The following is a 26,422-nucleotide window of genomic DNA, read 5'->3' as shown; positions in this document are numbered from 1 at the left end:
CGACAGAACCCCTCAGCAAGGTTCATCGTTCCAGGTCAGGAAGGCACTTTCGCGTTTTCCGACCCAGCCAGCCGTACGCAAATGAAACGGCGAGGGTAGGCGCGTGATTCCGGCTGGGACAGCGAAGCGAAGGCGGCGAGGTAGACGGCCCGTTTGAGCTGCTTGTTGCCACGGCGCGAAGGGTGCTCGCCGTGGACGGACGACCCTGAGCTTCCTGGTCACCGGTGCCAGGCCGGCGTAGGCGGCAAGGTATCCGGGGGTGCGGAAGCTGCTGCCATCACCGACGTCGATGAGGATGACTCCAGCTCGCAGTTCAGGGCGTGGGTGAGGAGTTCATCGAACTGCGGGTGCTGGGTGGGCTCGCCACCGATGAGCTGCACCTTCTCGACGCCGATGTGAGCGGCCTCGGTGATGACCCGCGTCCAGTGCGCGGAACCGCCGGGCGAAGCGGGGGCGACTTCCGACGGTGCGGCACCGAGGGCCGCCGATCGGTGGGCGTGCCCCGGCCCGGTGCCGGGGCGCGCGTGATCAGTTGCTGAAGGCGCCCAGCTTCACCTTGTCGGGTGCGCAGGCCATGAAGGACGCCATCTCACCGCCCTCTCCCGCTCGCTTGACCTCCACGCTGCGGGTGTCGTCCAAGGGCAGGGCCACCTGCACCTCATGGGCCTCGAGGGCGCACTCTTCGCTGCCCGTGCCGTCGTTGTTGTGATCGATGTACTTGACGGTGGCCACGGCGGACTTCCCCGGTGCCACGTCGACGGCGTCCACGCCCGTACCCGTGTTGTCGATCTCGACGGTGGCGGGCTTGCCCGTGATGTCCTTCGCCATGAAGACCGTGACGCCGACAATGGTGCACGTCCTGGAACCGGTGTTGGTGACCCGAAGTTCGGCCTTGGCGTCCTGCCGATCGTTGCTGTGCTGGACGACCACGAAGCCCAGCTCCGTGTTCTTGGTGGTGCAGGACTCTGCGACCTCGGAGTCACCGGAGCCTCCGCCCGAGCCGTCCTCCTTGCCCGAACCGGTGTTGTTGCCCGAGCCGTTCTCCTTGCCCTGACCGCCGGTCTTGCCCTCCGACGAGGCAGCATCCGAGGACGAGGAACTCTCTCCGTTGTACGCGGCCTTGCCCTCCTCCGGCCCGCAGGCGGTGAGGCTGACAGCCGCCAGTAGTACGGCACCCGCGGTGATGGTGCCGGCGCGACGTCGCATGGGGGTTTCTCCCTACCGTTCGTTGGTCTCCGGGCCAGGCCCCTTCGCGTGCTGGTGGTGGGCATGACCACATCACGTAGGCAGGAGTGCGCCCCGGGGCTCTTGGTTGGGAGCGACCCGAGTCCTTCACCTAGGCTCCACCCGGCCCCGACCGTTCCGGCACACCGCACTGGGCACCTGGTGGGGCCGCCGGGCAGACAAGGGACATGCGCTCACGCGGCAGGGAACCGACGTCCGCTCCACCACCGTAGTGAGGGTGTGGAAGCACCGGATTCGCTCGGACCGCTGCCGACTGGTGGCCACTTGGGGACAGGAGCGGCCCTTCGGAGTGCCACGTTCGTTCGGCCGGATCCTGCTCGCCGACAGCATGGCGCCCTACGTACGGCGAGCGGTGGTCAACAGGGCCCGCTCGGTGCTGAGGCGGCGCCGAGTGGCCAACGTGTTCCGCCCGGAGCGGCCGCTGGGGCGCGGCATGCTCGCCGGGGCCGTGTCCTCGCGCGACACGCTCACCGAAGGACTTCGTTGGGGACGCGCCGGAGCCTCGCGCCGTCCGGTCACCGGCCATCGGCGGCCGGCGTTCGGGTCGCGGGCCCACATGTACTGCTGCTCGGGTTCGACCGTCATGCCGTAGTCGTAGAGATCGGGGGGCCCTGGGCGGTCCACTGGTCCCAGGCTTCTTCGAGTTCGTCGGCCAGGCGGCGGGGGCCGCCTTGGTAGGCCAGGGTGTGGCCGTCGCCGGCGGCGGACAGGGTCGCCCAGGACGTGGCGCCGTCGTGGAGCCAGGCGTTGATGCCGTCAGCGTCGGCCGCGGTGACGATGTCCACCTCGCAACGCTTCTTCAGCGGCTCCTCCCACGAACCGGCCCCTCCAGTCCGAGCTCACCAACTGCGGCCGGGAAACACAGCGGAAGCGCACGGAATCGCCTTGCCCGGCCGGACTCTGCAGGCCAGCCGCCGTCCCAGAGGTGACGGAGACGGCGCTGCGTCTGCGAGACAGGCAGCGGCGGCTGAGTGAAACCGCCAGTGCTGCGCCGGGCAGGAGTACGTACGGGCCGTGACCTACGCCGGTGCTCCAACACTGCTTCAGCTCTCGCGTTTTCGCGCTGGTCAGCGCAGCTGCCCCGTCCTCACCGCGGTCGATCCGGGCACGCTTGACCCAGCCGCGCAGGCTCTCCGGGCTCACCCCCAGATCCCTCGCGACCTCCGTGACCGTCTTGCTGGAGGAGCGGGCCAACGCGATCGCGTCCCGCTTGAACTCCTCCGAATGCCGCTTCGAGTACTGACTACTCAAGGGGAAGCTTCACTTGCAACGTTCCGCCTCGCTGCACACGCCGTGATCGGCGTCGAGCAGAAGGAGTTGGGAGAGGCCACCACGACGTGTACGGCGAATCTGACGGAGCGTACGGGCAATCTGCTGAACGGCTGACCCGGACGAGCTGTTCGCGGAAGGCGCGCCGCAGAACCGGCCGAGGCCGCACGCGTGGTCTGCCCCGTACGCACAGAGTCGGGCACCCGAACTGCAGGCATACACCCGGTTGCGACCTGGTCGAGCCATGGATCAGGTACTCGTGGCTCTCGACAGAGTGTCTGTTTCAAAGCGTAAGAATTTACAAGGTGTCTATGTTCCGGTGATCAACATGCGTGCACCATTGTCCGAGCTACCGCACCGCGGCCGGGTGTCGGCAGGACCCGATGTTGTTGGCTGCTCGAACTCTTGAAACAGCCCGGCCTAAGTTACCCGGAGGAAACTTGTCCCGCAAGAGTAGCGACTCAATGCCTCGTGAGTCTCTGATGCCGATGCACTGCCCGCGTACCACCGGACCACTCGGGCCGCCTTTCCTTACCGAACTGTCCACCGGGACTTCGGTCTGGGTTGTCCAGCGCCATGCGGACGTACGACAGGTGCTGTCCGATCCGCGGTTGAACCGGGCCCATCTCTTCTCCCCTGACGCGCCTGCGCTCACCGCCTACCCGAATCTGTTAGACAATCCCGACATTCTGATCAACCTCGACGGCTCCGAGCATCGACGGCTGCGCCGCACCGTGGGCAAAGCCTTCACGCCGCGAGCCATCAAACGCTGGCGTCCCTGGGTCTCCTCGGTGGTCGACGACCTGATTGACCAGCTCGCGCGGGAGGACCGACCGGTGGACCTCATCGCCGCTTTCGTCCGGGCGCTGCCCGTTGCGGTGTTCGGTCGGCTGATGGGGCTTGACGGACTCGACCGCGAGCGCCTGGCTTACTGGAGCGACCACGCTTTCGCCACCACGGCCTTCCCGTCACAGCAGGTGCAGGAGGCGATGATGGACTTCGCCACCTTCGGCGCAGACTTGGTGGCCCAGCGGCGCGCTGAGCCAGGCGAGGACCTGGTCAGCTCACTGGTCCAGGCTGCCGATGAAGATGAGGAATTGACGGAGCAACAAATTGTGTCGCTCGTCATCCTGTTGGTGGTGGCCGGACACGAGGTCACGACAACCGTCCTCAGTAATGCTCTGGTCTACCTGCTCACTGATGGCCGTGACACCTGGCGGGCGCTAGGCGCCGACGAGGGGCTGACACCGGCGGCTACCGATCAGCTGCTTCGTGGCATTTCGATCAGCGACCGGGACGTGCTTCCGGGGTTCATGCGCCGGGCGGTTGAGGATGTGGAGATCGGTGGAATTCTGATCCCGGCAGGGAGCATGGTTGCGGCGGACGCAGTGACGGCCAATCTGGATCCCGAGGTTTACCCGGAGGACTGGCGTACCCATCCCTTCAGCCCGCCTGACACTCCGCACCTTGCCTTCGGTGCCGGCCCGCACTACTGCCTGGGTGCCTGGCTGGCAAGGATGGAACTGGAGCTGGCACTGCATCGGCTGCCTCAGCGGCTACCTGAGCTGCGGCTGGCTGTGTCCACGCAGGAGATCGACTGGCGTTCGGGCCTGCTCACCCGTAGCCCCAAGACCTTGCCGGCTACCTGGTGAGGTGACGAGGGGGCGTCCTCACGTGCCCCGCAAGTTCTGAGCCGCCAGCCACTGCACTGATCACCGTCCGGTCGGGACGAAAGGCGCATTCTCGACCGTCCGTTGCAGCGAATCAGATCTCGCTTGGGCGCTTTGGCAGGCACCTGACGGGAGAGCGCTTCGCCAGGGGCGAGTACGACGACGGTTGGCGGCAACAGGGCGCTGCACCTGACACTCGCGTGATCGCCGCCTGCACCTTCGGCGGTTGTCCCGCAGTCCGAGAAGGCGCAGGCGGCGAAGCAGACCCGCAGGCTCACGCCTGGCCTTCGATACAAGGCCCGCAGGCTCACGCCTGGCCGTCGATACGTTGCAGGGGTCTCCCATAAGTCTGCAAACTCTGGGCGCGAATCGCCGTGCGCGCGCGGTCACGCGAGCGTGGAGGCGCGCGGGCATCGGCGCTGACCCCGGCCAGAACGAGGCCTTTCGTCGTCCGGTCAGGCACGTACCGCGTGCGCCTGTTTCGCGCATCGGATGATTCTCGAACTCACAGACGGTCGCGAGGGTTCTACGGACCTTTCCGCGTCAACACAAGCGCTCAATTTACGCAAGAATCAGGGCGTTTCGCACTCGCCCGTCAGGCTGGTTTCGACGGGGGATGAAACCAAGGCAAAGCAGGGTGGAGCGATCCTCCCGAAACGAAACGTTCCGCCCTGCCTATCAAGTCACGGCCGGATTCCTGATGCCATATGATGGGACTCACTAAATGACTCGCACCTTAGTCGAATCGCTGCTCACGCATGCTGCGCAACAGTCCGATCGCACCGCCTATCGGTTCCTCGTCACAGGAGACTGTGACGGCGAAATCCACGAGATGAGCTATGGGAAACTGGCTCTTCGTTCGCGGGCCATCGCGGCCTGGCTGCAGCAGCGTGGTCTTACCGGTGAACGCGCACTGCTCCTGTATCCGCCCGGCGTGGAATTCATTCCGGCGTTCATGGGCTGCCTGGCCGCCGGAGTCATCGCCGTGCCGGGAGTTCCTCCGCAGGGACGGGCGCAGAATCATCGGGCCTTGAACCGGATGAGGCGGCTGATCGCGGATGCCGACGCCAAGGTCATCCTGGGCAGCCAGGGGTTCATGGATATCGTGGAGCTTTTGGCACAGCAGGCGCCCGAGTTGGATGGGACCGTCCGTGTCGCCACCGAGGACATCTCCGAGGAGCAGGCGGGCTCCTGGCGGCAACCCGATCTCGCTGCGGACACCGTGGCGTTCCTCCAGTACACCTCCGGTTCCACCTCGGCCCCTCGGGGCGTGATGGTGACCCATGAGAACCTGGTGGACAACCAACGAGTCCTGACTGAGCGGATGGGACACACTCCCGACTCGCTTGCCGAATACGGCAACGAGCTGTTCGTCAGCTGGCTGCCTGTGTATCACGACATGGGTCTCATCGCGCCGGTCCTGAATACGATCCATCTCGGCGCGACGTCCACCCTGTTTGCCCCACTCCACTTCCTGCAGCAACCGCAGCGCTGGCTGACCACCATCAGTCGATTCCGGCCGCACACCAGCGGCGGCCCCAACTTCGCCTATGAGCTCTGCCTGAAGCACGCCACACCGGAGCTGCTCGACAGCCTGGACCTCAGCGCTTGGCGGGTCGCCTTCAACGGCGCCGAGCCGGTGCGCGCCGCCACGTTGCGGCGCTTCGCCGACACCTTCGCCCGGGCCGGTCTACGTCGAGAGGCCCTCTACCCTTGCTACGGCCTGGCCGAGGCCACCCTGATGGTCACCGGTGGCTGCGTGGACACCCCGCCGACGTTGCACACCGCCGCAGAGGGGGCACCGAATGCCGGGGAGGCGGACGCGGCCGCGGTGAGCTGCGGTCGTCCCGGCCCCGGTGTGACCCTCGCCATCGTCCACCCGGAAGGACAGCACGAGCTGCCCGAGGGGGAGGTCGGCGAGATATGGGTCGGCGGAGCGAGCGTCGCCAAGGGCTACTGGCGCAACATCGTCGCCACCCGCGAGATACTCCGCGCCCATTTGCCCGGCCACCAGGGCCGTTTCCTGCGCACGGGTGACTGCGGCTTCCTACGCGACGGCGAGCTGTACGTCACCGGGCGGCTGAAGGACCTCATCGTCATCGACGGCCGCAACCACTACCCGCAGGACCTGGAGCTCACCGCCGAACTGGCTCACCCGGCCCTGCGGCCTGGCTGCACCGCCGCGTTCTCTGTGGACGCCGGTGCAGAGGGCGAAGAGCCCGTCCTCGTCGCCGAGATCGTCCCGCAAGCCGCCGGTGAGACGGAGCGCATCACCGACCTGATCCGCAGTGCCGTCGGTGATTCCCACAGCTTGCCCCTGAACGATGTCGTCCTGGTGCATCCCGGCACCATTCCCAAGACCTCCAGCGGCAAGATTCAGCGCCATGCCACCCGGACGGCGTACCTCGAGGGCACCCTGTCCCTGGTCACCGCGCTCGGCGCGGGCTGACACCGCTGGCCGCGGACGCGACGGCAGCCCGGCCCCAGCTTGTGTCGAAACGTTCCGCCCCGCGCGCCGAACCGGGCGTACCCCGCACTTCGTCCTGCCGTGCACCCGATGCGCGGTACGGAGTCCAGCCTGATCCGAGTTCACGAGGACACCCGCCCTGATGCCTGCAAATGAGTCCCCGAAGAGCATGCTCCAGCCATCCCTCACGACCTCCGAGGACGTCCGGGCCTGGCTGGCGTCCGCCGTCGCCGAGGCAGCCCGCATCGATCCGACGTCCGTCGATCCGGACCGGCCGCTGGCCGAATTCGGCCTGGGGTCCCGACAGTTGGTCGCCATGGCCGCCGGACTCACCACGCACACCGGCCGCGACCTGGAGCCGTCCCTGCTCTTCAACCACCCCACCATCAACGCTGTTGCCCGGGCCGTCTTCGTCACACCACCGAGCGCGGCGCCGTCAACGGCCCCGACCGTGAAACGGGCCACCCCCGGGGACGAGGTGGCGATCATCTCCATGGCCTGCCGCTACCCCGGCGGCGCCGATGCCCCCGAGGGTCTGTGGCGGCTGCTGGCCGCGGGCGAGGACGCCACCCGCGAGCTACCGGTCGGCCGGTGGGACAGCGGGCTGTACGACCCCGACCCCGAAGCCACCGGCAAGGCGTACAGCCTGCGTGGGGGGTTCCTCGACGGCGGCATCGACCGCTTCGACGCGGCCTTCTTCGGCATCTCCCCGCGAGAGGCCGCCGCCATGGACCCCCAGCAGCGGCTCCTGTTGCAGATCGCCTGGGAGACCCTCGAACGCGCCGGGGTCCCCCCGGAGTCCCTCAACGGCAGCTCAACGGGCGTCTACCTCGGCATGTACGACAGCGGCTACCTCGCCTCCGCCTCGCTCGGTCAGCTCGACGGGCACATCGGAACCGGCTCGGCTGCCAGTGTCGCCTCCGGACGCATCGCCTACACCCTCGGCCTGCAGGGCCCCGCCGTCACCGTCGACACCGCCTGCTCCTCCTCGCTGGTCGCCCTCCACCTGGCCGCACGCGCGCTGGCGAGCGGGGAGTGCGATCTGGCCCTGGCCGGCGGCGCCACACTGCTCGTCACACCGCGCGGCCACGTGGAGTTCAGCAGACTGCGCGGACTCTCCCCCTCCGGCCGGTGCAGCCCCTTCTCCGCCGCGGCGGACGGCGTTGTATGGGCCGAGGGCTGCGGGCTCGTCGTGCTCAAGAGACTCGCGGACGCCCGCCGGGACGGCGACCGGATCCTGGCCGTCGTCAAGAGCTCGGCCATCAACCAGGACGGCCGCAGCCAGGGCCTCAGTGCCCCCAACGGCCCCGCTCAGGAACGGGTGCTGCGTGCCGCTTTGGACGCGGCTGGGCTCACTGCGCAGGACCTGGACTACGTCGAGGCGCATGGCACTGGTACCCCGCTCGGGGACCCCATCGAACTGCGCGCCCTTGCCAACGTGTTCGGGCCGAGTCGCCCGTCCGGCCGTCCGCTCGGCATCGGCTCCCTGAAGTCCAACATCGGCCACACCCAGGCGGCGGCCGGTATCGGTGGTGTCATCAAGACCGTCCTCGCCCTCGTCAACGAGTGCATACCGGCGTCCCTGCACGCCGACACTCTCACCGACCACCTGGACTGGACCGGCAGCGGACTGCAGGTGCTGGCCGACGCGGAAGTCTGGCCCCGCGGCACGGGCCGGGTGCGCCGAGCCGGTGTCAGCGCGTTCGGGATCAGCGGAACCAACGCCCACGTCATCCTGGAGGAGGCCCCCGAGCTCCCGGTCAACCCCGCCGCCTCCGCCGGCTTTCCAGCCCCCACCCTCTTCCTGCTGTCCGCCCGCAGTCTTCCCGCCCTCCAGGGGCAGGCCGCCCGGCTGCTCGACGCCCTCGAGGCGAGCCCGGAGCTGCCGCTCCCGGCGGTCGCCTCAACCCTGGCCCACCACCGCACCCACTTCGACCACCGGGCCGTCGTCCGGGCGGCCGACCGTCCCCGGCTGCTCGCCGCCCTGCGCGCCCTCGCCGACGGCCTGCCCGATCCCGAGCAGACGTCCGGTCCCCAACGGAGGGCACCCCTGGGCAAGGTGGCCTTCGTCTTCCCGGGACAGGGCGCCCAGTGGACGGGCATGGCTCGCGACCTGCTCGACTGCGACCCGGTGTTCGCCGAGGAGCTCGACCGCTGCGACGCCGCCCTGCGTCCGCTCACCGAGTGGTCCGTGGCCGCCGTGCTGCGCGGCGACGCCGACGCCCCCTCACTGGACCGCGTGGACGTCGTTCAGCCGGTGCTGTTCGCCGTCATGGTTTCCCTGGCCGCCGTCTGGCGGTCCCGGGGCGTCAGGCCCGACGCCGTGATCGGGCACAGCCAGGGCGAGGTCGCCGCGGCCTGCGTTGCCGGGGCGCTCAGCCTCAACGACGCGGCTGCCGTGGTGGCCCTGCGGAGCAAGGCCCTGACCGGGGTGTCCGGCAACGGCACTATGGCCGTGATCGCGTTGCCCCACACCGAGGTGGAGGCCCTGCTCGACGGTGGCGTTTCCGTCGCCGCAGTCAACAGCGGTCGAGCGACCGTGGTCGCGGGCCCCGTGGAACCCCTCCAGGTTCTTCTCGACGACCTGGAAGCGCGCCAGGTGTTCGTCCGCCGCCTCGACGTCGACTACGCCTCCCACAGCGCACAGGTCGAACCGGTGCGCGCCGAGATCCTCGATGAACTCGACGGCGTCACCACACGGTCGACGGACATCGCCTGGTACTCCACCGTCACCGCCGCACCGGTGACCGACGAGCTGGCCGCCGACTACTGGTACACCAATCTCCGCGAGACCGTCCGCTTCGCCCCCACCGTCGAGCGCATGCTCGCTGACGGCTACCGCTGCTTCGTCGAGCTCAGCCCGCACCCCTCCCTGCTCACCGCCCTGGGCACCACCGGCGAGGACACGGACCACGACCTTGTTGCCGTCGGGTCGCTGCGCCGCGACGAGGATGGCCCCGCCTGCCTGGCCCTGGCCGCCGTCGAACTTCACGTCAACGGACAACGGATCGACTGGCGTCGCCTGATCGCCGACGCCGACCCCGCCGACCTGCCGACCTATGCCTGGGACGAGCGGCGGCACTGGATCGAACCCGAGAGCGGCAGCGGCGACCCCGGCGTGTTCGACCGCGCCGCGCACCCGCTCCTCGGCATCCAGCTCCAGTCCGCCGACGAGACACGGTGGACCTTCCGCGGCGAGTGGTCCCCGGCCACCGCCGCCTGGCTGCCCGACCACACCGTCTTCGGCCGTACGGTGGTCTCCGGCACCACTCTGATGGAGATGTGCCGTGCCGCGCTCGCCGTGGCCCGCCCGGACGCCCCGGCCGACATCACCGACCTGCTTCTGCTCAGCCCGCTCGTGCTGCAGGATTCCGGCACCGTGGAGGTCTCCGTCGAGGTGGTCACGGCGGGCGCCGCTCTCGAGATCACCGTGCACAGCCGCCCACGCGGCCAGGACGGCACCAACTGGTCCCTGCACGCAACCGCCTCCGCGGCCGACTCCGGCCCGCTCACCGCCGACCGGCCCCCAGTGTGGCCCGAGAGTGCCGAAGAGGCCTGGACTGCACAGACATACGAGCGGCTCGCCGCGCTCGGACTCGGTTACGGGCCCGCCTTCCAAGGCGTGCGATCAGTGGTCCCGACCGGCGACGGCGAACTCCTCGCCCGCCTGTCCCTGCCGTCGACCGCCCGTGACGCGGCCGACCCCTACCCCCTGCACCCCGCCCTGGTGGACGCCGCCCTCCAGGTGACCGCCGCCTTCGACCTCCCTGACGGCCGCGCGCTGCTCCCCGTCGCCGTCGGCCGTTGCACGCTGCCCTCCGGCGGCGCCGCCGACCTCACCGCGCAGGTGCGGCGCACTGGCGGCTCCGCCACGGACCTCACCCTCGACGTGACCCTATGGGACGCCGACGGGCTCCCCGCCGGACGCCTGGAGGACGTGCGTCTGCGCGCCGCCGACTCGGCCGACCTGGACGCGGGCTCGGAAAACGCACATCACCTGTACGAGGTGGCCTGGACGGTCGTGGCCCCGGCCGGCGGCGGCGCACCGGACATCACCTGGGCCGTCACCGGCGACCCGGAGGACCCGCAGGTCGCGGCCGCGCTGCGCGGCCTTGGGCGTCGAGAGACGGCCACCGACGTGGTCGTACGGTTTTGGCCGCGCCCCGCGCCGGACGCCGACCCTGCAACCGTCGCGCACGAGCTGGCCGCCGAGGCGCTCGCCGAACTGCGGACGCTGATCGAGTTGTCGGGCGAGCAGGCGCCCGCCCGGACCGTCTGGGTGACCCGTGGCGCGATTGCCGCGACCGACGGGGACCCGGTGCCCGGCTACGCCCAGTCGGTGCTCTGGGGGCTGGTCCGCAGCGCCCGCGCAGAACATCCCGACCTCGGGCTGACACTGATCGACCTCGATGACACCGACCCCGTGTCCATCCTCAGGGCCAGCGCCGGACTCAGGGAGGAACCAGAACTCGCGGCTCGGGAAGGGGAGTTGTTCGCCCCGCGCCTGGCGCGCGCCGGTGCCGCGGACTCCCTTCGTGTCCCGGCCGGGGGCCAGTACGAGCTGACCGGGCCCCCCGGTGAGCCGAGCCTGAGTGCGGTGGAGTCCCGCGAGTTGGCGTCTGGCCAGGTACGGATCCAGGTGCACGCCCTGGCGGTCTCGGCACCCGGCAGCCCCGTCACGTGCGCCGGCGTTGTCTCAGAGGCCGCGGCCGACGTCACCGACCTCGTCTCCGGCACCCGGGTATTGGCAGTCACCGACAACGCTCCCGGCTCCGAAGCCGTCGCTGACGCGGAGAACCTCATCCCCCTCCTCAGCACGGCGGCCTTCACCGCAGTCGTGGCGGAGTTCATGAGCCCGGGCGCTCACGAACCGGTTCGCGCTCACGTCTTCCCCATCGTCGCCGCCCGCGCTGCGCTGCGCCGACGGGCCGCCGCCACCCGCCCGGTCGTGCTTGACCTCGTCGGGACTCCCGCCTTGGCCCCCACCGATGGGACCGTGCTGATAACCGGCGGTCTGGGTGCCGTCGGCCGGCACATCGCCCGTCTTCTGGCCGAGCACGGCGTTCCGAAACTACTGCTGGCGACACGCAAGGGCATCGAGGATCCACGCGCTGCCGAGACCGTCGCCGAACTGGCCGGACTCGGTGCCGAAACCACGGTTGTCGCTTGCGACATCGTCGATCCGGTCGCCGTCGCCGACATGCTCGCCCACGTTGACGGGGAGTTGCCGCTGCGTGGTGTTGTGCACTGCGCCGGGATCCTCGACGACGGGGTGATCGCAGAGCTGACACCGGAGCGGTTGGCGCGAGTCCTGCGCCCCAAGGTCGATGGCGCTGTGAACCTGCACCAGTCCACCGCGGACGCCCCGCTGGACCTGTTCCTGCTGGTCTCCTCGGCCGCCGGAGTCGTGGGCAACGTCGGCCAGGGGAACTATGCGGCTGCCAACGCTTTCCTCGACCAACTTGCCCACCATCGGCGAGCCCTGGGCCTGCCCGGCAGCTCCGTCTCCTTCGGCGCCTGGGCCGGAGAAGGTCTCGCCGTGGCGCACGGCGACCTGGACCGTATGGCGCGGCGCGGCCACCGCGCCCTCGCCCCGGATCAGGGCCGCGACCTCGTGGCCCTGACCCTGCGGCGGGACGCCCCCCATATGGTCGCCTGGGCCCTCGACCCTCCACGTCTTCGCACCAGTGAATTCGCCGGCACCGCTCTGTGGCGCTCGCTGCTGCCTGCGCCGCACCCCGCGGACCAGGGGGAGACCCTCGCCGACCGCCTGGCCCGGCTGCCCGAGCCGCAACGGGGCGAGCGCGTCCTGGCGTTGGTGCGCGACGAGGCCGCTCGCGCCATGGGCCTGCGCTCGGCCGATTCCGTACGCCCTGACCAGCCACTGCGAGACCTCGGCATGGGCTCCGTCACCGCCGTCGAACTGCGCAACCGCCTCGGCGCCCGCCTCGGCATCCGGCTACCGGCCACCCTCCTGTTCGACTACCCGACCGCGGCGCGGCTGGCCGACCATCTGCTGGCCAGCCGGCTGGGCCGCACGCCGGGGGCGTCACCCGAGGCGCGGCACCCCGCTTCCGCCGTCGCGCCCGCCACGGAGGAGCCGATCGCCATCGTGGCCATGGCCTGTCGGCTGCCCGGCGGGGTGACCGACCCGGAGGACCTGTGGCGGCTGGTCGCCGACGGCCGGGACGCCGTTGGCCCGTTCCCCGCCGGACGCTGGGACGTGGAGTCGCTGTACGACCACGACCCGGACGCCCTCGGCAAGTCCTACGCGCGTGAAGGCGGTTTCCTGGACGACATCGAGTCCTTCGACCCTGCATTCTTCGGCATCACCCCGAAGGAGGCGGCCGCCATGGACCCGCAACAGCGGCTGCTGCTGGAGACGGTATGGGAGGCGCTGGAGCGCGCCGGAATCGTTCCCGCGCGACTCGAGGGCAGCACCACCGGCGTGTACGTCGGCATGTTCGGTAGCGAATACCTGGCCGGCTCCCGACTCGACCAGATGGACGGCTACGTCGGCACCGGCTCGGCGCTCAGCGTCGCCTCGGGCCGTCTGGCGTACGCGCTCGGCCTGCACGGTCCGGCGCTCACCGTGGACACTGCCTGTTCGTCCTCGCTGGTCGCGACGCATCTGGCGGCCCAGGCGCTGCGCGCCGGCGAGTGCGACTTGGCGCTGGCCGGCGGGGTCACGCTGATGGTGACACCGCAGGTCTTCGTCGAGTTCAGCCGGCTGCGCGGCCTGTCCCCGACCGGCCGCTGCCGCTCCTTCTCCGACGATGCCGACGGTGCGATCTGGGCCGAGGGCGCGGGCATGCTCGTCCTCAAGCGACTGAGAGACGCCCGGCGCGACGGCGACGAGGTGCTGGCGGTGCTGCGCGGCACGGCGGTCAACCAGGACGGCCGCAGTCAGGGCCTGTCCGCGCCGAACGGACCCGCCCAGGAACAGGTCGTCCGGCGGGCACTGGAGCAGTCCGGCCTCGCACCGGCCGACATCGACTACGTGGAGGCGCACGGCACCGGCACGACCCTCGGCGATCCGGTCGAGGCGGGCGCCCTGGCCCGGGTCTTCGGCGATTCCCGCCCGCAGGGCCGGCCCCTCCACCTCGGCTCGCTCAAGTCCAACATCGGTCATGTGCAGGCCGCTTCGGGCGTGGCCGGGCTGATCAAGGTCGTGCAGTCGCTACGCCACCAGACCCTGCCGCGGACCCTGCACGTCGGCACACCCAGTCGGCACGTCGAGTGGGAGGGCAGCGGGTTGCGGCTGCTCCAGGAACCGGTCGCCTGGACGGCCACGGGGGAGCGGGTCCGGCGGGCTGGGGTCAGCGCGTTCGGCATCAGCGGGACCAACGCCCACGTCATCGTGGAGGAAGCGCCCTCCCAGCCGGACCCCGAGCCAGGTGAAAACCCTGACGGCAGGCAGCTGTTCGTGCTGTCCGCGCGCAGCGAGACCGCGCTGCGCGGGCAAGCGGCCCGGCTCGCCCGGTACGTTACCGCGGACACCGTGCTTCCCGACGTCGCCTACGCCCTGGCCCGGCACCGCAGCCACTTCGAGTGGCGCACAGCCCTCGTCGGAGGCGGCCGGGACGAACTGCTCTCCTCTCTCACGGACTTGGGCAGCGGACGCAAGCCCCTGACCGCGCCCCGCGAGGAGCAGCCCGGCAAGGTCGCCTTCGTGTTCGCCGGACACGGCGGCCAGTGGACCGGCATGGGACTGGAGCTGCTGTCCCACTCCGAGGCGTTCCGGGCGGAGCTCATCCGTATCGACGAGGCCGTCCGGCGGCACGCCGGCTGGTCACTGCTCGACACCCTGCGCGCGCCACAGGAGTCCTCCCCCCTTGCCCGTACCGAGTACCTCCAGCCGGTGCTGTTCGCCGTCAACGCGGCCCTGGCCGCCGCCTGGCGGGAGCTCGGCGTCACCCCGGACGCGGTCGTTGGCCACAGCCTCGGCGAGATTGCCGCCGCGTACAGTGCCGGTGCCCTGACCCTGGACGAGGCGGCAATCGCGGTCACCGGGCGTGCCGAGGCAGTGGTGCCGCTCGTCGGGCACGGCGGAATGCTCGCCGTGGAGCTGCCGCTCGCGGACGTCGAGGAACTGCTCGTGCCGTACGCGGGCCGGCTGTTCGTCGGCGCGGTCAACGGCCCCAGCGCCACGGCGGTCTCCGGCGAGGCCAACGCGCTCTCCGCACTGCGCGCCCAGCTGGAGGGGCGGGGAGTCCCCGCACGCGGCCTGACGACGCCGTTCGCCTCGCACACCCCGCTGATGGAACCGCTGCGCGCCGAGCTCCTCGACCGGTTCTCCCGCGTCCGGGGCACCCGCACACCGACTCCGATCTACTCGTCGGTACAGGCCGAGCCGGTATCCGGGGACTGTCTCGATGCCGGGTACTGGTTCGCCAACCTCCGGCAACCGGTCCGCTTCGCGGACACCATCCGCCGGATGCTGGACGACGGCTACCGCTACTTCGTGGAACTCAGCCCGCACCCCTCGCTCCTGTCATCGATCGAGGCGGTCGCGGCGCAGGCAGGGACCGACGCGATCGGCGTCGGCTCACTGTGCCGCGGACAGGACGGCGAGGACGTCCTCCTCGCCCGGGTGGGCGAGCTGTACTCGGCAGGGCACACGCCCGACTGGAAGGCGCTGTTTCCGCGCGGCCGTCGCGTGGACCTGCCCACCTACGCCTTCGCCCGCGAACCGCACTGGCTGGCACCCGTCCCCTCCGGTGCCACGAGCGGCTCCCCGCTTCTCGGCACCCATGTCCAGGCCAGCGACGAGCCTGGCCGGGACCTCTTCCAGACCGAGATCGACCTGAGCGACAGCCGCTTCGCCTACCTGGCCGACCACCAGGTCGCCGGCGAGGTCTGGCTGCCCGGCGCGGCCTTCCTGGACATGGTTCTGGAAGCCGCGGCCGCACTCGACGACAGCGGCCAGGCCGAACTGGCCGCCGTCCGTTTCCTGCAACCGCTGTGTCTGGACGCCGATCAGCCCGTACGGCTGCAGCTCGTCCTTCGGCCCGCCCAAGACGGCTTCCGGGACTTCACGGTCGCCTCGGCCACTGCCGGCGAACGAAGTCCAAAGTGGGAGAGACACGTCACCGGGCGAATCGTCGTCACCCCGGCAGCGGTCACGGACGACGGTCCGGCACTCGCCGAGCTGCGCGAGCGGTGCCCCGAACGCGTCGACCTGCCCGCCGTCTATTCCGCCCTCGCCGCCCTGGGCATCGACTACGGCTCAGCCTTCCGTGGCCTGCAGGAAGGCCACCGGGGCTCCGGCTCCGCGGTCGCCCGCCTCGCCGCCCGGCCGTCCGCCGGGCACCTGCTGCACCCCGCCACCCTGGACGCTTCATTCCACTCGGCCGCTCTGCCCGCCCAGGTTCCCGAGGGCCGGGCGTTCGTTCCGGCCCGGATTGGGCGGATACGGTTCACCGGTCTGCGCACCATGCCCGCCTGGGTCGGCTGTGACCTGCGCTCCGTGGACGGCGACACCGCGACTTTTGACCTGCGCCTGTGGGACGACAGTGGCCGAATCGTCCTCGAAGCGGAGGACTTCCGGCTCGCCGCGCTCTCCCCGCTGGACGGCGCGCTCTTCGAGACCCGCTGGCAGCGGCGACCCGAGGCCCAGGAGCCGGCCGGCGAGGGCGGCTGGCTGATCCTGGCGGACGAGACCGGAGTCGCCGACGACCTCGCCCACCGGCTCGACGACCTCGTGCCGTACGTCATCGCCCGCCGCGGGACGGCCTATGCCGTCGAGGAGCCCGGCCGGTACGTCCTGGACCCGGCCGACCCCGAACACCTCGCCCGGCTCCTCGACGAGGCCTTCGCGGATGCGCCACCCACGCGGGTCGTCCAGTTGTCCGCGCTCGACGCCCCGGCGATCGCCGAAGAGCGCGCCGCCGAGGAGGCGACGCGGCTGACCTGCCTGACCACCCTGCACCTCGTGCGGGCCCTCACCGACCGGCCGCAGGTCCCCTCGCCCCGCCTGTTCGTCGTCGTACGCGGGTGCCAGGCCGCGGGCGACAGCACCGCGGTCGCCCATCCCCAGCAGGCCCTCGCCTGGGGCTTCGGCCTCGCCGTTGCCCAGGAGCACCCGGAACTCGCGACCACGCTCGTCGACCTGCCCGCTGACGGCGGAACCGACGCGCTGTGGACGCAGTTGTGGCACGCGGACGACGAACGCCTGATCGCTCTGCGCGGCGACAAACGCCTCGTCCCGCGCCTGGCCAGCACCCGCCCGGACGACGGCGGACACCCCGAGCAGCCGGATGGTGTGCACCTGATCACCGGTGGCCTCGGCGGCCTCGGCCGGGTCGTCGCCGAACGGCTCGTGGGCCGGGGTGCCCGACGGCTCGCCCTGATGAGCCGGGGCACCCCCGATGCGGCCGCCACGGCCTGGATCCGGGATCTTGAGCAGCGCGGGGTCGCCGTGCACCTGGCCCGCGCCGATGTTGCGGACCGCGTGGGACTCACCGCCGCCCTGGACGCCGTACGCCGCGAGGCGGGCCCCGTCACCACGGTCGTCCACGCCGCCGGTGTCCTCGACGACGCCACCCTGGCAAACCTCACCGTGGAGAGCGTCCGGCGCGTCCTCGCCCCCAAGGTGCTCGGCACCGCCCTGCTCACCGAACTCGTCCCCGAAGCGGACAACCTCGTGCTGTTCGCCTCGGTCGCCGGTCTGCTGGGATCGGCGGGCCAGAGCACCTACTCGGCGGCCAACGCCTTTCTCGACGCCTGGGCACACCACCTGGCCCATTCCGGGCGCAGGGCACTCAGCCTGGACTGGGGTGCCTGGGCCAAAGTCGGCATGGTCGCCGACTCCGGCGCCCGGGCCGCCCAGACCAGCAGCTCCGGCCTCGTCGCCTTCTCCCCGCAGGACGGCGGCGAGCTGTTCGAGCGGGTGCTGCCCACCGGCCGCCGCCAGCTCGCGCCGATCGCCCTCGACTGGAACCTTCTCGCCAAGGACTCGGACGCCGTGCGCGGTCGGCCGCTCCTGGCCGACCTGGTGACCGTCCCGGCCGGCGGCGTGGACACCGACGACCTGGTGAGGAAGGTGTTCACCGCCGCCACCGAGGACGAGCGCGCCGAATGGCTGGAGGCCTACGTACGCGCCCGGGTCGGTGAGGTCTCCGGTGGTGCTGTGGACGTGCTCGCCACCACCGCACTGAAGGAACTCGGCCTGGACTCCCTGATGCTGGTCCGGCTGCGCAACGCCTTCGTACGGGAGTTGGGCGTCGAACTTCCGGTCACCGACATGTTCTCCGCCGCCGACATCCGCGCCCTCGCCCGCGCCTTGGCCGAGTCCCTGCCCAAGCGCACCGCGCCGGCCGAGCGGACGCCCGTCGCGGCGGCGGAGGACGTACCGGAGACCGACCTGCGGCCCGCCCCACGAGACGTCGTGCGACTCCTGCGCAGCGCCAAGCCGGGTATGCCCGACGCGGCCCACGGCGTCGGACTCGCCGTGCGGATCACGATACCCGTCACCCGCGAATCGCTCAGAGGCGTCATCGAGCGGCTCGTCGCCCGGCACGCGGCCCTGCGTACCGCGATCGTCACCGGCCCCGAGGGCGGACGGCAACTGCGCGTGGACCGGGAGCTGCCCGTGCCGCTGCTGCGGTGGACCGAGGACAGCGACCCGGACGCCGCCGAGCGGCTCCGTCTGCTGCTGGAGCCGCCCTTCGAACTCACCACGGCACCGCTGTGGCGGTTCGAACTGCTCAACGGCGGCCCCGAGGGGCAGATCCTGGTGCTCGGCGCCCACCACGCGGTCAGCGACCTGCAGTCACTGCTCCTCGTGGTCGCGGAGATCGACGCCGAACTGTCCGGCACAGTGCTCGACGGCACTGTCACCAACCGGGACATCGACCTGCTCGTCGAAGCCCAGCAGGGCGGTGGCGACGGCCCTGGCGACGACTGGCGCGCGGCCTTCCATGGCAGCGAACGTCTCGACCTCACGCTCGCCCGGCCACGCCCCGAGAACCGGACCTACCGGTCCGGCAGCGTGACCCTCCCCATCCCCGACGGCTTGACGGAACGCGTCTCGGCAGCGGCGAGCAGCCTCGCCGTCACGCCCGCCGCGTTCTGCCTAGGCACCCTCACCGTGCTGCTGGCCCGCAAGCGGGAGCGCGAGCGGTTCGTGCTCGCCGTGCCCGTGGACACCCGCATCCACGCCGACGCCTACGGCGCCGTGGGCTTCTTCGGAGTCCCCGTGCCCTTCCCTGCCCAGGCGGAGGCGGGGGAACGGGTCGCGGACGTGCTGCGCCGCACCGACGCCCGCCTGGGGAAGATCCTCGCCGAGGGCGCGATGTTCTCCGACGTCCTCGCCACGCTCGCCCGGCAGGGACTGCACCGGCCGAACGCACCGCTCGTCGAGGTCTACTTCAACTACGTCCGCTTCTCAGGCCGGTTGACGAACCTCGAAGTGCTGCCCGCGGGAGTCGGCCACACCGACCTCGACCTGATGATCACCATGACGCCGGACGCCGACACCCTCCGGCTCGACCACAACCTCGACATCCTGGACGCGGACACCGCGACCGAACTGGGAGAGGAGTTCCTGCGGTTGCTCGCGCACACCACCGAGGACGCCACCGAAGCCGTACGGGAGGCGCCCACCACCACCACCGCGTCCGCGGCATCCGTCGACGGCCTGCGTCTCGCCCTCGCCGCCACCTTTGCTCTCGGCAACCTGCCCCTGATGTGCGAGGCCGCGCTGGAGGAGGAACGGGCCACGGTCGCCGAGGCGCCGTACCACCAGGTGCTCGCCGCCCTCCAGGACCCCTCCGGAGTCCTCGCCTCTCCGGACACCACAGTGTCCGTCGTCCTGCTGCGGGCCGCCGACCTGGAACGCTTCGGCCCGGTGGACGACGCGTTGCTCGCGGAACTGCGCACCGCCTACCCGGCCGCGCTGAAGGCGCTGGCCGAGCGCACCCGCAAACCGCTGATCGTCGGCATCCTGACGACCGCCCGCAGCGAGAAGCGCCTCCTCGCCTGGGAGCGCGGCCTTGCCGCCGACCTGGCAGGGCTCGCGGGCGTCGCGGTGCTCGGCCCCGACGAGTGGACCCGATACCACACCGTCGAGGACCACTTCGACCAGCGCACCGAGCGGCTGGCCCATCTACCCTTCACGCCGGGCTTCCAGGCCGCGGTCGCGCTACGCCTCGCCGACGTGATCCGCGCGGTACGGCGACCCGCGCCCAAGGTGATCGCCGTCGACGGCGACGAGACCCTGTGGGGCGGAGTGGCCGGCGAGAACGGCCCGGAGGCGGTGGATCTCACCGGTCCCCGCGCCCTACTCGCCCGCAAGCTGCTGCAGTGGCGGGACGCGGGCGTGTTGCTGGCGCTGGTCAGCAACAACGACGAGGCTACGGTCCGTGCCGTCCTCGACCACCCGGACAGCTTGCTCAGGGCCGAGCACTTCAGTGTGCTCTCCGCCGCCTGGGGGCCCAAGCCGGATCGTCTCGCCGAGGCCGCCCGCACCCTCAACCTCGGCCTCGAGAGCTTCCTGTTCCTGGACGACAATCCGGCCGAGATCGCCAAGATGCGCTCGGCGTTTCCGCAGGTGCTCTCCGTGACCTGCCCGCCCGACACCGAACTCGATGCGTTCCTGCACCGGTTGTGGCCTCTTGTTCCTGCCGCGGCGACCGCCGAGGACGCCCTGCGGGCGCGGTTCTACGAGCAGGAGCGTGAGCGGGACGCCCTCAGTGCGGGCGCCGGTTTCGAGGAGTTCCTGACCAAGCTGGACCTCGAGGTCGACATCCGCGAGCTGACCGAGGCGAATGTCGAACGGTGCCACCAACTCGTGTGCCGCACCAACCAGTTCACCCTGCGCGCCCGCTCCGCCGACGGCGGTGACCTCACCCGGTGGCGGGAACAGGGCGAGGTGTGGACGGCGGCGGCACGGGACCGATTCGGGGACTACGGCCAGATCGCGCTGCTCGCGATCCGCGCCGAAGGCGATCAGCTCGACGTACTGGCCTGGCTGATGAGTTGCCGGGCGCTCGGCCGAGGCGTCGAGGAACGGCTGCTCGGCCGACTCGCCGACCGGGCCGAGGAACTGGGCTGTGTCAAAGTCCGGTTCACCGCGGAGCGTACCCCGCGCAACGCCCCCGCACGGCGGCTCCTCGCCGCACTCGGCGGCGGCGACCAGGACGCCGAGCGGCTCGACATCGTGGTCACCCCGGAACACCTGCGGACGTTCCGGTCCTGGGAGCAGCAGTGACCCGCCGTACGCGTCGGCTGACGGGGACGGCCGCAAGGAAGAGGACAGCGGACTACGTGAAGGGCTCTCATGCGTAACGTGAACGAGGAGTCGGCGAACGCCGGCCGGCGGACCACCGCCGAGACGATCGAACGGGGCGGCGGTGGACTGAGCGTCACCGATGTGCTGGCCAAGGTGCGCGCCGTGGGCACCTCCCCGGAAGCCACCTCCAACCCGGCGCCGGGCGTGGACGGCCTGGCGGCCGCCATCGCCGCCACGGCCGGCCGGCACCTACCGTCCGGACATCTGTCACCGGACGCCGACTTCTTCGACGCGGGTGGTACCTCCCTCGACGCGGTGGCGCTGGTCGCCGAACTGGAGGTCGAGCTCGGCGTCGAGGTCGACCTCGACGAGGTGTTCGCCGACGCCCGCCCGGTCAGCCTGGCCCGGCGGTGGCTGCCGCCGGCCGGGGGCACGGCGGCACCGGCAGGGACACCGGCCCCCGCCATGCCTCTTACACCCGCCACCGCACCGGCCGCGGTCCTCGCGACACCTCCCGTGCCTCTGGTGGCCGATCCGCCCGCCGCCCCCGCCGCCCTGCCCGTTCCGCCCACGCGCACCCCACCGGCCGTACGCCACACGCCGCACAGGGACGGCGACCCGCACTCCCACGCCCGTCAGGAGGACCTCGACCAGATCCTGGCCGACCTCGCCCTGGCCGACCGGCTGCCGTTCACGGATGTCCCCGAGCCGCTGCCGCCGCGCCGCGCTCTGCTGACCGGCGCGACCGGCTTCCTCGGCAGCCACATGCTGCTCGACCTGCTGCGGCACAGCGACGCCCATGTGTACTGCCTGGTCCGGGCGGCCGACGAGAAGACCGCGGCCGCCCGGCTCGGCGCCCAGCTGCGCAGCTACAAGCTGCCCTGGTCCTCGGAGGTCCGCCGCCGCATCACCGTGCTTCCCGGCGACATCCGCCGTCCACGCCTGGGACTCACCGACGAGCAGTGGCACACCCTCGCCCACGAACTCGACAGCATCGTCGGCGTGGCGGCCGCCGTGGACTTCCTGCGCGGTTACCCGTCACTGCGCGGCAGCAACGTCCTCGGCGCGCTCACCCTCGCCGAACTCGCTGCCACCGGCCGACCCAAGCCGCTGCACCACATCTCGTCCATAGCCGTGTTCAACGAGGTCGGCATCACCTCGATGGGCGAGGACGCCCCTCTCGCCCACGTCGACCGGCTCATCTCCGGCTACGACCAGTCCAAGTGGGCCGCTGAGGTTGCCCTGCGCCGCGCCCGCGACCATGGCTTGGTCGTCACCGCGCTCCGCCCGGGCGGTATCGGCGGCCACACCAGCACCGGCGCCCACAACCCGCAGGACCTCAGCAGCGGCCTGATTTCCGCCTTCGGCCGCTTCCGCACCGTACCGGCGTTCCGTTACCTCAACGCGGCCCCCGTGGACTGGGTCAGCCGAGTCGCGGTCGCCGCGATCTGCGCGCCCGACGCGTGGGGCTTCGACTACAACCTCACTGGCGTGCCCAACACTCTCCGCGACGTCGTGCGGGACATGGCCCTGGGCGGCATGCACGTACGCGTTCAGGACTGGGACGAGTGGCGCACCGACGCCCTGGCCCGCCTGGAGACCGAGCCGGTGCCTGAACTCGCCTTCCTGTCCCGGGTGCTGCAGAGCCCCACCGCGCTCAAGCTGTGTGAAGCAACCCTGACGGGCCCCGCTGCCGTCGGCGAACGCACCGACGCCCTGGTCGCGGCGCTGGGACTCACGCCCGCCGCCCGGTACGACGCCCAGGCCCAGATGAAGACCTTCGAGAAGCTCGCCGGCGCCGGCCTGGCCCGGCTGCCGCACAGGGACGACCAGCCCTACCTGTGGTTCTCCGAGACCACCGAGGGCGCCGTCGGACCGGTCGGAACCGTCGCCGAGACCCCCTGCTCGATGAAGCTCACCCTGTCCATAGCCAGCATGTACCAGTTGGTCAAGGAGCGCCGGGTGGACGTCACGGGCGAGGTGACCTGCACCGCTGTCCACTCCGCGCCGCTGACCGTGGAACGTGGTGACGTGTGGATACGTCCGGAGGAAGGCATCCCTCAGCAGCACGGCATGCGGCACCAGCTCCTGCGCTACCGGCTGGCCATGCGGGACAAGGACGGCGGCCTGTGGTGGCTGGAGGGCCGCAAGTACGCAAGGGCCCGCCGGGACCTGTGGCGGCAGACCCGCGCGCTCAGTGTGGAGATCGGCCGCGAGGGCGAGGCCGCGAGCCTGCGCGGCGAGGTCGTCGTACCCGCCGACTCCTATGTCCGCGACCAGATCGACGGAATCAGGGTCGACCCGCGCCTGACCAGTCAGGAGAAGCGGGCCGCCAAGCTGACATGGCTCGCCTGGTTCGGCCTGGAGATGGGCCGCGGCTTGATCGGCCCGTTCGCGCGGGCCGCCGCGGACCTGCTCGACCTGCGCCGCACCCCGACCCTCACGGAGCACAACCGATGATCTTCAGGACGACCCCTTCCCGGGCGGCCCGGTCGGCGCTCCGCAAGGTCCGTACGACCGCGGCGCTGCGTCCTCTGCGTCACCGTCTCGACCCCGAGCGGGTCGAGGAGATCCCGTTCTGCGCAAGTGACGGCGTCCGGCTCGGCCTTACCCGGGTCGGCACCGGCGACCCGACCCGGCCCGCAGTCCTCCTGCTGCACGGGCACACAGCGTCCGCCGACATGTTCCTGCTGCCCGAGACCCGCAACCTCGTCGACGTCCTTCTCGACGACGGCTACGAACCCTGGCTGCTGGACTGGCGGGGCAGCTCCCGGCTGCCGTACAACGAGACCGGCCGCCGATACACCTACGACGACGTGGCGCTGTACGACATACCCGAGGCCGTCTCCTACGTACGCGAGCGTATCGGTGATCGGCCGCTGTTCGTGGTCGCGCACTGCATCGGCTCGCTCACGCTGTCGCTGAGCATGGCTGCCGGACTGGTGCCCTCGCTGGCGGGTGTGGTCTCCCAAGGGGTCTTCCTCACACCGAAGCTGGCGGGCCGGACCTCGCTGCGGATGTCCGTGGCGGGGGAGTTGCTGAAGACGCGGATCGACCACATCCCGGTGGACTTTCGCAAGGTCGGCCTGTGGTCGAAGTACACCCCGCTGTTCGCGCTGGCCTCCCACAAGGCCATCTGTCCCGACCCGACCTGCCAAATCCTGCACCATTCGGCCTGGGGCACGGGCGCATCGCTGTTCGTTCACGAGAACCTCGCGGAGGCAACGCACGACCGGCTCGCCGATCTCCTCGGCCCTGCCCCACTGTGGATCCTGCCCCATCTGCGCCGGATCGAGCTGGCCCGCAGTGTGGTGCGCTGGCACGACACCGACCACCGCTACCGGGCCCTGCCGCCCAACGCACTGGACGCGGCTGACCGAATCGACACCCCCGTCCTGCTCATCTCCGGCAGCGAGAACGGGCTGTGGCTGGACTCGCAGAAGCTCTGCCACGACGTGCTGGCCCACCGTCAGCCGCAACTGGACGTCTCCTACAGCGAGATCCCCGGATACGGCCACCTGGACACCTTCCTGGGCCGTGGCGCCGCCGTGGACGTCTTCGGGCACATCCTCGAATTCCTCGGCGATCGCCGGTGACTGCGACCCCAGGTCACCACAACACATGCTGGCCCCAACGCGGTCCGGGGCCTACTGCACCAGCTCGGCGGGCGCCCCAACCGCCAGTCCCGGCCCCGAAGACCTCTTCGACGGCCTCACTCCGGTCACACTTCCCTGCGGCCAAAGAAAAGGACCCGACACCCATGGCCCCACAGCGTCAGGACCACGTACCGGCTGCCGTCCGCACGGTGACGGAAGCGCTTGCTCTGCGCAGCCTCAGACAGCCGGACCAGACCGCCTACGTGTATCTGCGGGACGGTGAGACACCCGACAGTGAACTCACCTACCGCCAACTGGAGTCGGATGCCCTCGCCCGGGCCGCCGCGCTGTCGGCCGCCGGGCTCGGCGTCGGCGACAGTGCCCTTCTGCTCTACCCGTCCGGCCTGGAATTCGTCCGCACCCTGCTGGGCTGCATGTACGCCAGGGTAGCCGCCGCCCCCGTACAGGTGCCCACCCGGCGCCGCGGCCTCGAGCGGCTGCGGCGGATCGCCGACGACGCCGGGACGCGCACGGTCCTGACCACCGGCACGATCAAAAGTGATCTGGAGGAGCGGTTCGCCGGTGTGCCGGAGCTGGCCGGGCTGCGAATCGTCGACACCGAGGCGCTGTCCGAAGAGACGGGCCGCTGGGACGGGCCCGCACCCGGCCCGCACGACGTGGCACTTCTCCAGTACACCTCGGGTTCCACCGGGCGCCCCAAGGCCGTGATGGTCTCGCATGCCAACTTCCTTCACAACGTGGCCGAGACCGAGGACATCTGGCCCACCGGACCGGACGGTGTCGTCGTCTCCTGGCTCCCCCTCTTCCACGACATGGGGATGCTCTTCGGGGTGCTTCTGCCGCTCTGCTCCGGCATACCGGCATACCTCATGGAACCCGCTGCCTTCATCCGTCGGCCGTTGCGCTGGCTCGAGGCGCTGTCCCGGTTTCGCGGCACCCACGCCGCTGCCCCCAGCTTCGCCTATGAACTGTGCGTGGCCGACCTGGCGGAGAAAGGGTCTCGCGGCATGCTGGACCTGTCCGCGTGGCGGGTCGCCGTGAACGGCGCCGAGCCGGTGCGTCACCGCTCCATCAAAGCTTTCACGGAGGCATTCACCGGCGCGGGCTTCGCACCGGAGGCGATGTGCCCCGGCTACGGGTTGGCCGAGAACACCCTCAAGGCCACGGCCTCCCCATCGAACAGGGTGCCGACGGTGCTGTGGCTCGGCACCGACGCGCTCCGTGAGGGCCGTGTGGAGCTGCACAAGGAGGGCGCGGCAGGGTCACAGCCGCTGATCGGCGTCGGGGGATCATCAGCCGCCACGCGGGTCCGGATCGTCGACCCGACCACCCACGCGACCTGCCCGGACGGGCGGGTCGGCGAGATCTGGATCAACGGCCCATGTGTGGCCCTCGGCTACCGAGGCCGCGACGAGGAGACCCGAGAGACCTTCGCAGCCGAGATGGCAGACGAGCCCGGCGACTCGTATCTGCGCACCGGCGACCTGGGGTTCGTGCACGACGGCGAACTCTTCGTGGCCGGCCGCCTGAAAGACGTCGTCATCCGCAACGGCCGCAATTTCTACCCCCAGGACATCGAACTGTCCGCCGAGAGCGCGACAGACGGGTTACGCCCCAACTGCGCCGCCGCGTTCTCCGTAGATGACGGCGTCACCGAGAGCCTCGTCGTTGTGATGGAGACGGACGGCAAGGTACTGCGCGAGAACGGCGCCGAACGGCTGCGCGAGGACGTACGCCGCGCCATCTTCGACGGGCAGCGGCTGCGTACGGACGAGGTCCTTCTCATCCGCCGCGGCGCGCTGCCCCGCACCACCAGTGGCAAGGTCCAGCGCAGCGCGTGCCGAGCGCAGTATCTGGCCGGCGAACTACCGGAAGCGGCCGCGCGCTGACACGCCACGTAGGTCGCGAAGAGAGCGAGGCG

Annotated in this window: 11 protein-coding genes and 1 pseudogene; 8 read left to right on the top strand and 4 right to left on the bottom strand. The window is 70.8% G+C overall.

Annotation, left to right across the window (positions count from 1 at the left end; all coding sequences use genetic code 11):
* Nucleotides 1–95 precede the first annotated feature (95 nt).
* Nucleotides 96–270: pseudogene (locus AB0M26_RS27040) on the bottom strand (transposase); the annotation flags it as partial.
* A gap of 50 nt (nt 271–320) precedes the next feature.
* On the opposite strand from AB0M26_RS27040, the gene AB0M26_RS27035 reads away from it, so the two are divergent.
* Nucleotides 321–539, top strand: coding sequence for a hypothetical protein (locus AB0M26_RS27035; RefSeq protein WP_365264873.1), 219 nt, complete (start codon nt 321–323; stop codon nt 537–539).
* On the opposite strand, the gene AB0M26_RS27030 is transcribed toward AB0M26_RS27035, so the two are convergent.
* Nucleotides 529–1,206: a DUF4232 domain-containing protein gene (locus AB0M26_RS27030; protein WP_365264871.1), complete on the bottom strand. Its 678-nt coding sequence runs from the start codon at nt 1,204–1,206 to the stop codon at nt 529–531. The genes AB0M26_RS27035 and AB0M26_RS27030 overlap by 11 nt on opposite strands.
* 328 nt (nt 1,207–1,534) lie before the next feature.
* Here AB0M26_RS27030 and AB0M26_RS27025 point away from each other — a divergent pair, with 328 nt between their 5' ends.
* Nucleotides 1,535–1,837 carry a hypothetical protein gene (locus AB0M26_RS27025; protein ID WP_365264869.1) on the top strand — a complete coding sequence of 101 codons (303 nt, stop codon included), beginning with the start codon at nt 1,535–1,537 and terminating at the stop codon, nt 1,835–1,837.
* Here AB0M26_RS27025 and AB0M26_RS27020 read toward each other — a convergent pair.
* Together AB0M26_RS27020 and AB0M26_RS27015 are read right to left on the bottom strand one after the other, a co-directional pair.
* Entirely contained in the window at nt 1,827–2,030 is a 204-nt protein-coding gene (locus tag AB0M26_RS27020; protein WP_365264867.1) for a hypothetical protein, read from the bottom strand. The genes AB0M26_RS27025 and AB0M26_RS27020 overlap by 11 nt on opposite strands.
* A complete protein-coding gene (locus AB0M26_RS27015) occupies nt 2,002–2,496 on the bottom strand; it encodes a transposase (protein WP_365264865.1) in 495 nt (164 codons plus the stop codon). The genes AB0M26_RS27020 and AB0M26_RS27015 overlap by 29 nt, the downstream gene beginning before the upstream one ends.
* Nucleotides 2,497–2,978: 482 nt before the next feature.
* Between AB0M26_RS27015 and AB0M26_RS27010 the strand changes: the two genes are divergently transcribed.
* The 6 genes from AB0M26_RS27010 (at nt 2,979) to AB0M26_RS26985 (ending at nt 26,390) form a co-directional block, all read left to right on the top strand.
* Nucleotides 2,979–4,166, top strand: a complete 1,188-nt coding sequence (locus AB0M26_RS27010) for a cytochrome P450 (RefSeq protein WP_365264863.1) — start codon at nt 2,979–2,981, stop codon at nt 4,164–4,166.
* A gap of 742 nt (nt 4,167–4,908) precedes the next feature.
* Complete coding sequence (locus AB0M26_RS27005; protein ID WP_365264861.1) at nt 4,909–6,633, top strand: fatty acyl-AMP ligase; 1,725 nt, start codon at nt 4,909–4,911, stop codon at nt 6,631–6,633.
* A 160-nt stretch (nt 6,634–6,793) separates the two neighbouring features.
* Nucleotides 6,794–20,863 carry an SDR family NAD(P)-dependent oxidoreductase gene (locus tag AB0M26_RS27000; protein ID WP_365264859.1) on the top strand — a complete coding sequence of 4,690 codons (14,070 nt, stop codon included), beginning with the start codon at nt 6,794–6,796 and terminating at the stop codon, nt 20,861–20,863.
* 69 nt (nt 20,864–20,932) lie between these two features.
* On the top strand, nt 20,933–23,344 hold the full coding sequence (locus AB0M26_RS26995; protein ID WP_365264857.1) for a thioester reductase domain-containing protein: 2,412 nt from the start codon (nt 20,933–20,935) through the stop codon (nt 23,342–23,344).
* A complete protein-coding gene (locus AB0M26_RS26990) occupies nt 23,341–24,480 on the top strand; it encodes an alpha/beta fold hydrolase (RefSeq protein ID WP_365264855.1) in 1,140 nt (379 codons plus the stop codon). The genes AB0M26_RS26995 and AB0M26_RS26990 overlap by 4 nt, the downstream gene beginning before the upstream one ends.
* A 164-nt stretch (nt 24,481–24,644) precedes the next feature.
* On the top strand, nt 24,645–26,390 hold the full coding sequence (locus tag AB0M26_RS26985; protein ID WP_365264853.1) for a fatty acyl-AMP ligase: 1,746 nt from the start codon (nt 24,645–24,647) through the stop codon (nt 26,388–26,390).
* Nucleotides 26,391–26,422: the final 32 nt, after the last annotated feature.

This window comes from Streptomyces sp. NPDC051776 (genome assembly GCF_040681345.1).
Lineage (GTDB): Bacteria > Actinomycetota > Actinomycetes > Streptomycetales > Streptomycetaceae > Streptomyces.
The sequence above is the reverse complement of the archived record's forward strand: the minus strand, read 5'-3'. Positions and strand labels throughout refer to the sequence as shown.

Excerpts from the sequence above, each read along its gene's own strand:
- AB0M26_RS27030 (WP_365264871.1), bottom strand. The coding sequence starts at position 1,206 with ATGCGACGTCGCGCCGGCACCATCACCGCGGGTGCCGTACTACTGGCG.
- AB0M26_RS27010 (WP_365264863.1), top strand. The coding sequence starts at position 2,979 with ATGCCTCGTGAGTCTCTGATGCCGATGCACTGCCCGCGTACCACCGGA.
- AB0M26_RS27005 (WP_365264861.1), top strand. The coding sequence starts at position 4,909 with ATGACTCGCACCTTAGTCGAATCGCTGCTCACGCATGCTGCGCAACAG.
- AB0M26_RS27000 (WP_365264859.1), top strand. The coding sequence starts at position 6,794 with ATGCCTGCAAATGAGTCCCCGAAGAGCATGCTCCAGCCATCCCTCACG.
- AB0M26_RS26995 (WP_365264857.1), top strand. The coding sequence starts at position 20,933 with ATGCGTAACGTGAACGAGGAGTCGGCGAACGCCGGCCGGCGGACCACC.
- AB0M26_RS26990 (WP_365264855.1), top strand. The coding sequence starts at position 23,341 with ATGATCTTCAGGACGACCCCTTCCCGGGCGGCCCGGTCGGCGCTCCGC.
- AB0M26_RS26985 (WP_365264853.1), top strand. The coding sequence starts at position 24,645 with ATGGCCCCACAGCGTCAGGACCACGTACCGGCTGCCGTCCGCACGGTG.